Below are 12634 nucleotides of genomic sequence, written 5' to 3' on the forward strand. Positions count from 1 at the left end.
TAATTAATTCGGAGATTAATATATGCGACATCGCGTCACCAGTCAATTTGAAGGCAATGGCAAGGATTCCGTCCGATGGTCGAAGGGTGAAAAACACGGTGCCTGACACGGCTGCCGTGAAGGTTCGCAAGGCGCGCTCCGCGCCGAGCCACGCTGTTGAAACCCACGCAGGCGCGCTGTCGGTAAAACCTGAGGCCGCCGCCGCACCCGCGCGGCGGCCAGGCAGGCCTTCAGGTGCCGCGCGCGGACCGGAGCAGCGCAACCGCTTGCTCGATGCCGCGCTCGTGCTGTTCGCGCGGCAGGGCATCGTCGACACCACGCTTGGGGAGATTGCCCGCGAGGCCGGTTTCACGCCGGCGATGATGCATTACTACTTCAAGACGCGCGATCAACTGCTCGACGTGCTGATCGACGAACGTTTTGCGCCGCTGCGCGCGGGGCTCGGCGTGCCGTTCCAGGAAAATCCCGACGATCCGGTCGCGGCGATCACGCAACTCGCGCAGCGACTGGTGCAGGTGGCGGCCGACCATCCGTGGTTTCCGTCGCTGTGGGTGCGCGAAGTGATCAGCGACGGCGGTCTGTTGCGTCAGCGCATGCACGAGCGCTTCGGCAACGCGCATCAGAAGGCGTCGCTGTCAGCCATTGCCCGCTGGCAGAAAGAAGGGCGCTTGAACGCCGGACTGGAACCCGCGCTCGTATTCGTCACGCTGCTAGGGCTGACGATCTTGCCGCTGGCCACGTCGAAGCTGTGGTGCAACGATCCCGTGCGTCGCAATATTGGCGGCGAGGAAATCGCGCGGCATGCCGTGGCCTTGCTGATGCAGGGCATTGGTCCGAAGAAAGCCGATTGATAGCCGATTGATGGCCGCTGCTTGCTGAACCGCGCCGGGGTCACACGGATCGCGATCACCCCGCCTTACGCTTTGCGTTTTTCCTTCCACGCCTCATAAGCGGCTTTGGTCGTTTCGTTCGGCGGGTAAGTGCCGGGCAAGGCGGCACCGTCACGAATCCGCTCGGTGAGAAACGCTTCGAGTTGCTCCTGTTCGGCAGCGGCTTGCGCGACCTCTACCGCCATTTTCAAAGGAATCACCACCACACCGTCCGCATCGCCGACGATCACGTCGCCTGGAAACACCGCGACGCCGCCGCAGCCGATCGGCACATTGATATCCACCGCGTGATGGCGAATCAGATTGGGCGGCGCGCTCGCGCCCGCGCAAAACACGGGGATGCCGAGCGCCGCGATCGTCGTGCTGTCTCGCACCGGGCCGTCGGACACCATGCCCGCCACGCCGCGAACCTTCAAGCGTTGCGTCAGGATCGAACCGAACGACGCGCTGCCACGCTCACCGCGGCAATCCTGCACGAGCACATGGCCGGCCGGAATCGTTTCGACACATTTGCGCTGGGCGTACTCGGGATCGGCGAAGAGTTCGAGCACGTCGATGTCTTCCCGCGACGGAATGTTGCGCAGCGTGAACGCCGGCCCGACCAGGTTCGCGCCGCTGTGCGCGGCGAGCGGCGCGACGCCCTGCATGAACGTATTGCGCAGGCCGCGCTTGAACAATTGAGTCGTCAGCGTGGCGGTGCTGACCTGGCGAAGGGCTTCGAGCGTGGCGGAGTCGAGATCGAACATGGTGTCGGGCGGCCTCAAGGTGGGAAGCGGAAAACGGGGCATGGCAAGCCCATGACGCGCGGCGCCGCAACGGCGCAATGCCCGATGCGGTGCGCCCACGATGATAGCGCCCCGCGCAGCCAGTTCAGCAAGGCCCCGCGCCGCGCCGCATTCGTCCGACGCCGAAGCCGGCGAGGCACGCAACGTGCTACTGATGGGTTGGATGTAAATGCAGGCGGCATCAACACAGGTCGCCGGCTTTGCAAAAGAACAGGAATGTGAATAGAGGCGCCAGGCGGGAAGGGCCGTGCCAATGGGGTTTGCACGAGCCGCCGCGGCGAATCGGGAGTCGGCATCGGTCAGCCATGACTGTGGCGCCGAGGGCCGGTTTTTCATTGGCGTGCAATTTTGGCGCGTTACTGTGCGCGCGTTGGTGCTCGGGCCATGTTTTACAATCTTGGGCCTGTGTGCAACTCGGCGTACGAAATCGAGTCGGAACCATGAACAGCAATATCGCAGCCGCGCAAATCGGCGGCAAGCAGCAGGGCGAAACGTTGGCCAAGTCGGACGGCCTAACCGGTTTTTTAGAGCAACAACGGAAAATGAACGGAGCATTGAGACTCGATCAGGCCACGATCGTGCTCGTAGAAGACGACCCGGACAGCCGGGAATCGTTGACCCTATTACTCGAAGCGGAAGGCGCGCATGTCGTCGCTGTGGCGGATGCGGAAGAGGGCGTGGAGGCGGCGCTGCGGTTATTGCCCGACGCCGTGGTGTGCGATCTGGAACTGCCCGCCATGGACGGTTTCTACCTGATCCAGCGCCTGCGCGACCACGAGATTCGCGGCGACCACCCGCCGTCGGTGGCGGTGGCGCTCACCGGCCACACTGACGACGCCTACCGCTTACGCAGCATCGGCGAAGGCTTCCAGCATTTCATGACCAAGCCGGCTTTGCCCGATGACCTCGTGACGCTGCTGCACGACGCGATCCACGCTCGCGCGGCGGGCTGAATCAGGGCTTCGAGCTAACCCACGGATTCGCGGCACGACTTGACAGTCGCGCCGTGAGACGGCTGGATCGTCAGATGCCTGGCTTGATGGCAAAGCAGGGTCGAGTGCGGTTTGCGCATGTTGCCGTTCGTTGCCGCTACTTGACGGCGGCGACAGGCGTTCCCGAATCCTTGCTCGACGCCGCCGCTTCCAACGCCTGGCAGGCAGAACACAATCCCTTCAATTCGATTTCATCGCTCGCGAGACGGTAGCCCGAGTCTTCGATTTGTGCGACGAGTGCCTGGCGCAGTTTTGGCTGATGCAATTCGGTGACGTTGCCGCATTGCTGGCACACCACCAGGATGCCGTGCTGGCATTGCGTCAGATCGTGGCAGACGGTGAAGGCATTGATCGATTCGATCCGATGCACGAGCCCCGCCGAGAGCAGAAAGTCCAGCGCCCGGTACACCGTGGGCGGCGCCGAGCCGGGATGGATCTGGCGCATCTCGTCGAGCAGTGAATACGCTTTGGTGGCGCGCCCGGAATTCAGCAGCAATTCGAGCACTTTGCGACGGATCGGCGTGAGCTTTTCGCCGCGTTCGCGGCAATATTCTTCCGCGAGTGTCAGTGCGGCTTCCTGCGAAACACCGTGCGTGTGCCCCGGCTCATCGGAATGAGCGGAGGCGGCGGAGGTGGCTTTGTCGGCGGTCGCGGCGGGCTTGGCGGTCTTCATGCGTTCGATTATAAAGGCCATCGCGTCTTGCCGTGCCGGCGCGCGAAGCGCGTGGCCGCCGCCTTGGCTATGCGCGGCATGATCGAGCGGTAGCGCGCGTGGCCAGAGCACGGGCCGCGCGCGGCCCGATGGCTCAAGTCAGCGGGAAGTCGACGTACTTCTTGAACCCCGTGCGCGTCGCAATACGCGAATACCAGCGCTCCAGATTCGGCAGCGGCGGTCGCGCCACGCCGTCCAGCCCGAACCAGCGTTTGGCGTAAGCGCCGATCACGATGTCGGCCAGCGTGAACTTCTCGCCTTCAAGGAAGAAACGTCCTTGCAGATGCGTGTCCAGCATGCGCCACAGCGCGGTGACGGCGTCGAAGTCGGTGGCGAGTTTGGCGGCGTCGCGCTCGGCGGCCGGCGTGCGCACGAGCGCCCAGAATACCGGTCGTTCGGCGGGTTGCAGCGTGGACAGCGACCAGTCCAGCCAGCGGTCGATGCTGGCGCGCGATGCCGGCTCCGACGGATACAACAGACTACCTTCGCCGTACTGCGTCACGAGATAACGCAGGATCGAGTTCGATTCCCACAGCACGAAGTCGTCGTCGACCAGCGTCGGGATCTTGCCGGTCGGGTTCATCGCGAGATAGTCGGCTTCGTTGTTACGGCCGAATTGCAGGCCGGCGTCGATACGGTCATACGGCAGCACCAGCTCATCGCAGCACCACAACACTTTCTGGACGTTGACCGAATTGGCGCGTCCCCAGATCGTAATCATCCGGTAAATCCTTTTCTTTACGTTGGTAAGCCGCGCCGGTCGCGCGGCGTTCAGCCAGTAACGATACACGATGCGCGTGATTTTGCGCGCCGCCGGGCGGCAGCCGGCCGGGCCGAAGATGGCGGGAAGCGCGTCTGAAAGCGACGCCCCGGCAGGCATTCGGCAATGCGCGCGCGTTGCGTACAATGAGCCCACCCGAATCCGACGAGGCACGCATGGCCCGCATTGTTCCCGACGATTGGAAGAGCCTCGCCGCCACCGGCGCGGCGGCCCGCGAACGCGAAACGCTGGCGTTGCTCGAAGAGGCCCTGCCGGATGGCTACACCGTCTATCACGGCGTGCACTGGACGCGCCTGAACCAGAACTTCTCGGTGTTCGGCGAAGCCGATTTCGTGATCGTCAGCCCGGCTGGGCGCGTGATGATCGTCGAACAGAAAACCGGCTTTCTGCGCGAAACGCCGAAAGGGCTCGTCAAGGTCTATCTGCAAACCGAGCGCAATGTGGCGATCGCGCTCGCGCACACCATCGAAAGTCTGCATCGGCGCTTTACCGCGGCGTTTGGCGCGGGCACGTATTTCGTCGAGGAACTGCTGTACTGTCCGGACCACATCGTCAAGGACGCGGCGATCGCCGGCGTGAATCCCGCGCGGATCGTCGATGCAACGCGTAAAGACCGGCTCGCGGCGATCATCCGCGAAGCCTTGCCGGCCGACGAACCGCGCCTTGCCTGCGCGCCCAAAATCCACCACTTTCTCGCCGACGAACTGGCGCTCACGCCCGACGCGAGCGCGCTGGTCGGGCAAGCAGGCACGCTCGTCACGCGGCTCGCGGGCGGTCTCGCGACATGGGCGCGGCGGCTGGAGTTCGCGCCGTTCCGGCTGCGCGTGATCGGCACGGCCGGCTCCGGCAAGACGCAACTCGCGGTGCAGGTCATGAAGGACGCGGTGGCGCGCGGCCAGCGTCCGTTATACGTGTGCTTCAACCGGCCGCTGGCGGATCACATCGCACGGGTCGCGCCGCCCGAGGCGAAGGTAGCGAACTATCACCAGCTCTGCGACTGGATCGCGCGCGACGCGGGCCGCGAACCCGATTTCCAGGCGGGCGATGTGTTCGACCAGCTCGAAACGACTTTCGCCGATACGCCGATCGATCCGCGCTGGCAATTCGACGTGCTGATCGTCGACGAAGGCCAGGACTTCCAGCAGCCGTGGGTCGCCGCGCTCGAACGTCTGTTGCGCCCCGGCGCCGCGTGGTGGTGGCTCGAAGACCCGCTGCAGAATCTGTACATGCGTGAACCCGTCGCGCTACCTGGCTGGACCACGCTGAAGGAAACCACCAACTATCGCAGCCCGCGCGACATTCTCGATTACGTGCGCGACGTGGTCGGCGCTTCGGTGCCGGTCGCCGCGGCGCTCGCGTCGGGCAGTCCGTTCGACGGCTCCGATATTTCCCTCTCGGTCTACGACGAAGCGAATGCCGCCGAAGGCAGCATCGAGGCCACCAAGCGTGCGATCACGCAGGCGCTCTCGCTCGGCTTTCGCAAGCAGGACATCGTGGTGCTGTCGTTTCGCGGCCGCGAGGGCTCGGCGATGAGCGCGCTGGATCACCTTGGGCCGCATCGGCTGCGCAGTTTCACGGGCAAGTACGATCTGTTCGGCAACCCCGAATACCGCGAAGGCGACGTGCTGTTCGAGTCGATCTACCGCTTCAAGGGACAGGCGGCGCCGTGCGTGATATTCACCGAGGTCGACTTCGAGACCTTCGACGAACGCATCGCGCGCAAGCTGTTCGTCGGCGCCACGCGCGCAACGATGAAGCTGATCGTCGTCGCGTCGCAGCGGGCCGCGCGGCATCTACACTTGCGCGACGGCAAGGAGATCAAGGAAGCGAAAGAAGTCTAGCGCCCAGGCGCCCAGGCGCCCAAGCGCTCAGGTCCACGCGCGCGCGCCGACCAGCATGCCGGTTTGCGTGGCTGCGTCCCACCAGATCACGCGCAAGAGCGGCGCTTGCTGCGCGATCAGCAGCGCCTGCACCGGATCGCTCTCGATGAAATGCGTGACGCCGCCGCGCAGTGCGGCCGCGGCCTTGTGCGCGGCGCTGCCGGCGGGACTTTCATCGTGCGTGTCGGGCGTGCGCATCACCAGTTGCAGATGGGCGAAGCCGTGCCGCGCGAGCCACGTTTCGGTGCGCGCGCGATCCACTTCCGGCCGGCCGGTGATGATCGTGCGAACCCGCTGCAAGTCGATCTCCGGCAGCACCTCGAACGGCAGCAGTGCATCGCGTTCGGCTAGCGCGCCGGCCAGATCCTCGTCGTAACGCGCGAGCGGCACGTCGGGCAGCAGAATGCCGTCGAGGTCTATCGCGTAGGTGGCGTATTCGTGATCGTCGGCCATCGCGGGCGCGGCGCCTGATTCGACGCGCGCCCAGTCGTCGCGATAACGCTCGGTGTACGCCTGGCGCTCCCACGGAAACAGCGCGAAGTAGCCGCGCGCGTCGATTGCATAGTCGGGTTGCGTGCGGCTCAGGTCGTCGACGGCGCCGGTCAGCGTCCTGACCACGAGACCGTGCTGCTGAAGAAACGCGATGCAATCGGTCAGCGTAAAACCGCGCCCGGCGATGTCCTCGCACAGCAGCACGGTCGAGCCCGCGGGCGGCATCGGCAGCGTCGAATCCCAGGCCACCGTGCGCGCCTGGCGATCGTAGCGCAGAAAGGCGACCGGCGTGCCGACGGCATGCGAGACCATCAGCGCGAGCGGCGCGCCGCCGCGCAGAATGCCGATCGCGATCGTGAAGCGCTCCGCCAGCAAGGCAGGCTGCAGCGATTCGATCCAGTGATCGAGTTGTTCGTACGTCAGGGGCAAAACCGGCTTGTTCATGACTCGTAGGGCGTCGCGTGGCGCGGGTGGGGCGAGCGTCTCTGGCGCGGCCGAGGGACCTCGTTTTTGAGACAAAGAATTTTGGCGATATTATGCATGCGGTTCAAAGATCGCGCGTCGGGGTGACGCGCGGCACCCCGACGCGCGAAGCGAGACCGCGGCCGGGGCGAGGGGCGGCGGGCCGGCACCAGACCGAGCCGGCGACTGTCAGGCCGCCCGCAAGAAAATAGATAACGGAATAAAAAAGCAGATGACCAACTCGACCACCAGGGTGAATGACCGAAAAAAACGCGCCATCACGGGCGCACGCTGGGCTGCGGGCCTCGTCCTCGCGCTGGCCGCGTGGAGTGCGCAGGCTCAGTCGGAACAGCCACTTTTAGCGCTCGACGTGCAAGGCAAGATCGGCAAGACCACCGATGCCGCGCACAAGACATACCACCTCACCGAAGCTCAACTGCTCGGTCTGCCGGTCCATTCGATCACGACCTCGACCACGTGGACGCCGCGCTCCACCTTCACAGGACCGCTGCTGGCGGATATTCTGAAGACCGTCGGCGCATATGGCAGCCAGGTCGAGATCCATACGCTCGACGACTATACCTACACCATTCCGGTGTCGGACTGCGATCGCTATGGCGTGGTCGTTGCGTACAGCATGAACGGCCGGCGTCTGAAGATCAGCGACTTCGGGCCGCTGTTCCTTATCTACCCGCGCGATGCGTTCCCGGATGAACTCACGGGCGCCTCGGGCGATTCGAAATTCGTATGGCAGATCAAGGCCCTCATCGTCAAATAATGCGCCATCCGTGGCGCCGTGCCCTCTACGTGCTGATCTGGCTGACCGCGCTCGCGGCGCCGGTCGGCGCGATCGGCTATCTGTTGTACGCGAATCTGCTCAACCCGCGCGCCACCGAGCAGTTGACCGGCTCGTACGACGGCTTCTACTGGGACGCCGCGCAACTGCAAATCGCTTACGCGCGCTTCGAGAATCAGTTGCTGCTGTATCAGTCGGGTGTCGACGACGACTATCAGCGGCTCATGCTGCGTTACCAGTTGCTGCAATCCAAGCTGCACGTGATGGCCGGCTCGACGCGCCGGCTGACTACCCAGCTCTCGCTGCTGCAAAGGCAATTGGACGAAATCCATGCGCTCGATCAGTTGCTGGGCGGCATCGAACCCGAAGTCGACGCGCTGCCGAAAGACCGCAGCCAGGCCAACCGGATCGTCGCGCAACTGCGCCAGCACTGGAACGAGGTCAACGATCTCGCGCTGAGCCGCCGTTTCGCCGACGTCGCCGATCGCGAAGCGATGAACCGCGACTTCATCGACAAGCGCCGCATCCTGTTCGCTGGCGGCATGTTGCTGCTGTTGCTGTCGGCGGCGGCGACGCTGCTGCTCGTGCTGAACGGACGGCGCCGTACGCGCCTGATGCATCAGCAGCACGCGGCGCTCGAAGCCGAGCACCAGGCGAGCCGTGCTGCGCGCGAGGCAAGCCATGCGAAGGACGCGTTTCTCGGCATGATCAGCCACGAACTGCGCACGCCGTTGCATGCGATCGTGTCGTCGATCGAATTGCTGGGCTTCAACTATCACTCCGAGGCGGACCGCAAGGTGATCCAGCGGCTCGAAACCGCGGCGCGGCATCTGGAGGCACAGATGAAAGATCTGACCGACTACGCGCGCCTCGGCGCCGGCAAGCTCGAATTGCGTCACGAGCATTTCGAGCCGCGCGAACTGCTGGCGTCGATCGTCGACGAACATGCGATGTCGGCCGCCGCGCGCGGTCTGCAACTGGAGAGCGAGGCGAGCGGCATGAGCGGCCTCGTCGATTCCGATCCGCACCGCATCCGCCAGATCGTCAACAACCTCGTCACCAACGCGATCCGCTATACCGAGACCGGCACGGTGCGCGTGCAGTTGCGGCAGCGGCCGGCGATGCTGGTTTTCGTCGTCAGCGATACCGGGCCTGGCGTGCCGCATGCGCAGATTCCGCTCATCTTCCAGGAGTTCACTCAACTGGACGCGTCGCGCACGCGCCGCTTCGAAGGCGCGGGCATGGGGCTGACGATCGTGCAGGGGCTGGTCAAACTGTTCGGCGGCACCGTCGAGGTGGCGAGCAAGGTCGGCGAGGGCACCACCTTCACTGTGACGATTCCGGTTACGCCGGTCGCGGCTGCGCAGCCGCAGAGTGTGGCGGCGCGCGCCGAGCCAGGTGGTGGCGCGCGTCCGTGCGTGCTGATCGTCGACGACAACCGCCTGATCCGCGAGTCGCTCAGCGAAATGATCGCGCACATGAATTTCGACGCGCACGCCGTCGCCAATGCCGACGATGCGCTCGCCTGGCTCGATGCGCGCCGTTGCGACGTGGTGTTGCTCGATCTGCATATGCCCGAGCGCGACGGCTATACGTTTCTCGCGGACTTCGCCACGCGGGGCGGGCCGTCCGCGGGTGTGCCGGTGATCGTGGTCAGCGCGTATGCGCCGGAGGAGGAAGTAGCCGGAGGGGCGGGAGAAGGAGAAGCCGGCTCGCAGCCGTTCTTCGAAGCGTTATTAAAGCCGGTACATTACGAAGAGCTCCGCAGCGCGTTGCAGCGGGCTTTGGCTTCGCGGCATACGGTGTGATGCGAAGCGTGGCGGCCGGGCGAAGGTGGGCATCAACCTGAGCACACGCCTTCAGCCGTTTGCCGGCGCGAGTGGATCCGCTTAAGGCCGGTTCAGCCGCTTCGACAGATCGGCGACCAGGATCGCCATGCGCGCGGGCTTTTCATAGCACGCGACGTCGTAATTGCGGATCACCTGGCTGATCTCCGATTCGCTGGCCTTGCCGGTCAGCAATTCGCCGGTCAGCACGAAGATAGGCGCGTCCGGATTTTCCGAGGCGCGCACCGCGCGAATCGCGTTCGCCGAAGTCTGCGCGCCGAACAGCCAGTCGATCACGATGCCGTCGAACACCTGGCTTTGCAACTGGTCGGCAAAGGCCGCGAGTCCGTAGATCGCCACCGCCGCGAAGCCGCTGCGCTCCAGATAGTCGCGCAGGTTGTCGGCGCTGGCCTGATCGTCGTCGACCACCGCGATGGTCGGCTTGTCGGTTTCGGCGCGGCGCGGATAGATCTCGATCTTGTGAACTTCGTACGCGCTCTGGTAAAGCGTACCGTCGTGGCGGGCCACGCGCCATTGACCGAGCCGGGAGTACGCGACGAATTCGGGGCGGCTGCCCGCCTCGAGCGCGGCGCCGACCCAGGCCGTGCAGGCCAGTTCGATCGCGCCGATGCTGAACACGGCTTCCTGGGCGATCGCGCCGACCATGCCGGGATCGAGCGATTGCGCGCCGAACAGCTGGGCGGCCGGTTCGCCGAACACCTCGGCGACCTTTTTGATCTGCGAGAGCGTCCACGGGCTGTTGCCGCGCAACTTGCGGTGCCCCTGTGAAAAACTCAGATCGAGGATGCGGCACAGCTCCGTGGTCTGCTGGCGTTTGCCGATTCCGTGCCGGCTCATCAACTCGCGCACGCGCTCGGCGACTGCGATGGAGTCAGGTGAGTTTGTTTCGTTGGCCATACTGCGTGAGAATCCGCCGTCTTAAAGGGTACTGGGGAGTGCGATACGACAGGCGCAGCGCGGCCATGCACATTCAATGCGCAAAGACGCGGCGTCGCAGGGGACAGCAAATGTACCGTAAAAAGTATCGCAATCTGTAGTTTTGTACGACCGCCGCCGAGCCCGTCCGCGCGAGAGTCGGCAAGGACCGGTTTGGCGATCTTTTTATGCATTAAGCATCAATGTATTTTACCGATGAAACCTCGCTGCATCTGAAGAGAAATATGTCGCCCGATGCCAGCCGCCCGAAAACCTCTAACCAGCAGACATCGTGCCGAGCTTCGCCGCCGAGTTTTTCAGGCCTTTGAAAATCCGCTCGGCGACCTTGGCCGGAAAGCGTTCGGGCAATTCCGCCGAGACCCGCTCGATCACGCCGGGCGTCTGTTCGATCAACCGCTGGATCAGCGGTTCCGCGTCCGCGCCGTACGAGCACTTCAGCGCCATGGTGTTGAAGTGGCGCCGCTGCACGTCGCGAAACGCGTCGTGCTTGCTGCGCGACCACATGCCCATGGCTAGCCTCGCCTTGAACCATGACCACTGGTTCGGGCCGCTGCCTTCCACCGGCCAGATCGACATCACGTCGTAAAGCGGCGTGAGGCGGTAGTGGCCGCCCGCCAGCAGGCGGATGCTGAAGTTCTTGGCGTGGCCGTCCGGCGCCGCCAGCATCCAGAACAGAATCTGGCTTGCCAGCAACGTTTCGATGTCCTGCCGCGCCTCGACCGATTGCTGCAGAATTCGCGCGAGGTCGAGCACGCCCGGGCCGCCTTCGTTTTCGTATTTGCGATGCGACGGCACGCCGTACACCTGGCAGAAATCTTCCTGTGGCAGACGCAGCAGCCATTGCCCGCTCGAATGCATTTGCCGGTCGAAGCGCTCGACGCTCAACACCCGCTGCTTGCCGAACGTCATGATCTCCGAGTTGGCGACCGGCAGCCCATAGGCGCGCAGAATCCGCAGGCAGAGCCACTCGTTTTCAACCGAGGTGCTGAGGTCGGCGAGCTTGTTGCCGACCAGGCCGAGCGGTAACTTGAAAATGTGCGTGGTGGGCGTGGCGCCATGCGGCCGCTGCCACTTGCCGTCGTGCCACAGCAGCGCGGTTTTCTCCTGCGCGCCGGCGAGCGAGATGCGGAAGTCGTCCGTCTCGTCCGGAGCGCCGAGCGCGGGGTTGCTGACCGTGCGCGCCAGCATGGCCTCGATCTCGCCGTCCGTGAGCGGCGTGCCCTCGATCCGTTCGACGCCTTGCGGCGCGTCGTCTTCGGCGAGCAACTGCACGGCGCCCACGCAATCGCGGCCGATGGCTTGCAGCAGATCGAACGCCTCGAGCGTCTCGGTCTGGTAGCGTTGGCCGATGCGTTTTCTGATCGCCTCGCTGTCCGGCAACAGGTTGTCGAAATAGTTGAGGACGCGCGGGCCTTTTTGCGCCAGGTTGCCCGGCGTGAACGGCAGCGACAGCGACAGCGGCCGTCCCGCGGGCGAGGCGACCCACGCGGGATCGTAGGCGAACTCCATGGGCCCGCGAGCGGGCAGGCGCCAGACGCCGACGCGCTCGCCGTTGGCCCATACCGATAGCGCACGTGAGTGAGTTTGGCGGCCCATGCTCACCACTCGATCAACGGCGCCGGGCCCGGCAGCGCCTGGCTCTTGTCGCGCAACTGCAATTGCAGGCCGTAGACGCCGCACAAGGCCAGCAATTGTGCGAGGGTGAGGGCGGCGGCGTCGGTTTCGAAGGCCGAAATGCGGCTCTGGCTGACGCCGATCCGCGCGGCGGCCTCGGCCTGCGTGAGGCCGGCTTGCCGCCGGCTGGCGGCAAGCAGCTGGGCCATCTGGTCCGGCGTGGCGATGAGGTGGAGCATGGCAGATTATCCGCGACACGAATAAATGCACTTTATGCGTCACACGAATATTTGTCAAATATTCGTGTGACGCATATTTTACGTATATCTGTTTGGCGAATAAAATGCAGATATCTGTGTGGCGAATAAACAGCGCGAATGGCATGAGAGCCCCTGCGGACGCGCTTCAACGCGCTTGCACCGTCGGTCTTCAGGCACAGCGGCATTG

Annotated in this window: 12 protein-coding genes; 5 read left to right on the forward strand and 7 right to left on the reverse strand. The window is 64.5% G+C overall.

All coding sequences use genetic code 11. From position 1 onward, the window contains the following. Nucleotides 1-56: 56 nt before the first annotated feature. A complete protein-coding gene (locus P0D96_RS14765) occupies nucleotides 57-851 on the forward strand; it encodes a TetR/AcrR family transcriptional regulator (RefSeq protein WP_408314062.1) in 795 nt (264 codons plus the stop codon). Between the two features lie 65 nt (nucleotides 852-916). On the opposite strand, the gene P0D96_RS14770 is transcribed toward P0D96_RS14765, so the two are convergent. Beyond that, nucleotides 917-1636, reverse strand: coding sequence for a ribonuclease activity regulator RraA (locus P0D96_RS14770; protein WP_408286132.1), 720 nt, complete (start codon nucleotides 1634-1636; stop codon nucleotides 917-919). Between the two features lie 479 nt (nucleotides 1637-2115). On the opposite strand from P0D96_RS14770, the gene P0D96_RS14775 reads away from it, so the two are divergent. Then, on the forward strand, nucleotides 2116-2628 hold the full coding sequence (locus P0D96_RS14775) for a response regulator (RefSeq protein ID WP_408286020.1): 513 nt from the start codon (nucleotides 2116-2118) through the stop codon (nucleotides 2626-2628). A 136-nt stretch (nucleotides 2629-2764) separates the two neighbouring features. Here P0D96_RS14775 and P0D96_RS14780 read toward each other — a convergent pair whose 3' ends face one another. Beyond that, a complete protein-coding gene (locus P0D96_RS14780; RefSeq protein ID WP_132382892.1) occupies nucleotides 2765-3340 on the reverse strand; it encodes a Fur family transcriptional regulator in 576 nt (191 codons plus the stop codon). Between the two features lie 133 nt (nucleotides 3341-3473). After that, nucleotides 3474-4100: a glutathione S-transferase family protein gene (locus tag P0D96_RS14785; protein WP_408178402.1), complete on the reverse strand. Its 627-nt coding sequence runs from the start codon at nucleotides 4098-4100 to the stop codon at nucleotides 3474-3476. 215 nt (nucleotides 4101-4315) lie between these two features. Between P0D96_RS14785 and P0D96_RS14790 the strand changes: the two genes are divergently transcribed. Then, a complete protein-coding gene (locus tag P0D96_RS14790) occupies nucleotides 4316-6001 on the forward strand; it encodes an ATP-binding domain-containing protein (RefSeq protein WP_408286018.1) in 1686 nt (561 codons plus the stop codon). Nucleotides 6002-6028: 27 nt separating this feature from the next. Here P0D96_RS14790 and P0D96_RS14795 read toward each other — a convergent pair whose 3' ends face one another. Further along, nucleotides 6029-6976 carry a phosphoribosyltransferase gene (locus P0D96_RS14795; RefSeq protein ID WP_408314064.1) on the reverse strand — a complete coding sequence of 316 codons (948 nt, stop codon included), beginning with the start codon at nucleotides 6974-6976 and terminating at the stop codon, nucleotides 6029-6031. Between the two features lie 250 nt (nucleotides 6977-7226). Between P0D96_RS14795 and P0D96_RS14800 the strand changes: the two genes are divergently transcribed. Next, nucleotides 7227-7772: a putative pterin-binding protein gene (locus P0D96_RS14800; protein WP_408314065.1), complete on the forward strand. Its 546-nt coding sequence runs from the start codon at nucleotides 7227-7229 to the stop codon at nucleotides 7770-7772. Then, a complete protein-coding gene (locus P0D96_RS14805) occupies nucleotides 7742-9598 on the forward strand; it encodes an ATP-binding protein (protein WP_408314067.1) in 1857 nt (618 codons plus the stop codon). The genes P0D96_RS14800 and P0D96_RS14805 overlap by 31 nt, the downstream gene beginning before the upstream one ends. An 81-nt stretch (nucleotides 9599-9679) precedes the next feature. Here P0D96_RS14805 and P0D96_RS14810 read toward each other — a convergent pair whose 3' ends face one another. The 3 genes from P0D96_RS14810 to P0D96_RS14820 all read right to left on the reverse strand — a co-directional run bounded on the left by P0D96_RS14810 (nucleotide 9680) and on the right by P0D96_RS14820 (nucleotide 12426). After that, nucleotides 9680-10534 (reverse strand): helix-turn-helix domain-containing protein, encoded by an 855-nt coding sequence (locus P0D96_RS14810; protein ID WP_132382904.1) that lies wholly within the window; start codon nucleotides 10532-10534, stop codon nucleotides 9680-9682. Nucleotides 10535-10828: 294 nt separating this feature from the next. Beyond that, the gene (locus P0D96_RS14815; RefSeq protein ID WP_408314069.1) at nucleotides 10829-12169 is read right to left on the reverse strand and encodes a type II toxin-antitoxin system HipA family toxin; all 1341 of its coding nucleotides are present in this window, start codon (nucleotides 12167-12169) and stop codon (nucleotides 10829-10831) included. A 2-nt stretch (nucleotides 12170-12171) separates the two neighbouring features. After that, on the reverse strand, nucleotides 12172-12426 hold the full coding sequence (locus P0D96_RS14820) for a helix-turn-helix domain-containing protein (protein WP_310815576.1): 255 nt from the start codon (nucleotides 12424-12426) through the stop codon (nucleotides 12172-12174). Nucleotides 12427-12634: the final 208 nt, after the last annotated feature.

Origin of the sequence: Paraburkholderia sp. RL17-347-BIC-D (assembly GCF_046027915.1) — a bacterium.
GTDB lineage: Bacteria > Pseudomonadota > Gammaproteobacteria > Burkholderiales > Burkholderiaceae > Paraburkholderia.

What these genes read in the sequence shown, in the direction of transcription:
- P0D96_RS14810 (WP_132382904.1), bottom strand. Translation starts at nt 10,534, where the DNA reads ATGGCCAACGAAACAAACTCACCTGACTCCATCGCAGTCGCCGAGCGC.
- P0D96_RS14780 (WP_132382892.1), bottom strand. Translation starts at nt 3,340, where the DNA reads ATGAAGACCGCCAAGCCCGCCGCGACCGCCGACAAAGCCACCTCCGCC.
- P0D96_RS14795 (WP_408314064.1), bottom strand. Translation starts at nt 6,976, where the DNA reads ATGAACAAGCCGGTTTTGCCCCTGACGTACGAACAACTCGATCACTGG.
- P0D96_RS14770 (WP_408286132.1), bottom strand. Translation starts at nt 1,636, where the DNA reads ATGTTCGATCTCGACTCCGCCACGCTCGAAGCCCTTCGCCAGGTCAGC.
- P0D96_RS14775 (WP_408286020.1), top strand. Translation starts at nt 2,116, where the DNA reads ATGAACAGCAATATCGCAGCCGCGCAAATCGGCGGCAAGCAGCAGGGC.
- P0D96_RS14815 (WP_408314069.1), bottom strand. Translation starts at nt 12,169, where the DNA reads ATGGGCCGCCAAACTCACTCACGTGCGCTATCGGTATGGGCCAACGGC.
- P0D96_RS14790 (WP_408286018.1), top strand. Translation starts at nt 4,316, where the DNA reads ATGGCCCGCATTGTTCCCGACGATTGGAAGAGCCTCGCCGCCACCGGC.
- P0D96_RS14765 (WP_408314062.1), top strand. Translation starts at nt 57, where the DNA reads ATGGCAAGGATTCCGTCCGATGGTCGAAGGGTGAAAAACACGGTGCCT.
- P0D96_RS14805 (WP_408314067.1), top strand. Translation starts at nt 7,742, where the DNA reads ATGGCAGATCAAGGCCCTCATCGTCAAATAATGCGCCATCCGTGGCGC.
- P0D96_RS14800 (WP_408314065.1), top strand. Translation starts at nt 7,227, where the DNA reads ATGACCAACTCGACCACCAGGGTGAATGACCGAAAAAAACGCGCCATC.
- P0D96_RS14785 (WP_408178402.1), bottom strand. Translation starts at nt 4,100, where the DNA reads ATGATTACGATCTGGGGACGCGCCAATTCGGTCAACGTCCAGAAAGTG.
- P0D96_RS14820 (WP_310815576.1), bottom strand. Translation starts at nt 12,426, where the DNA reads ATGCTCCACCTCATCGCCACGCCGGACCAGATGGCCCAGCTGCTTGCC.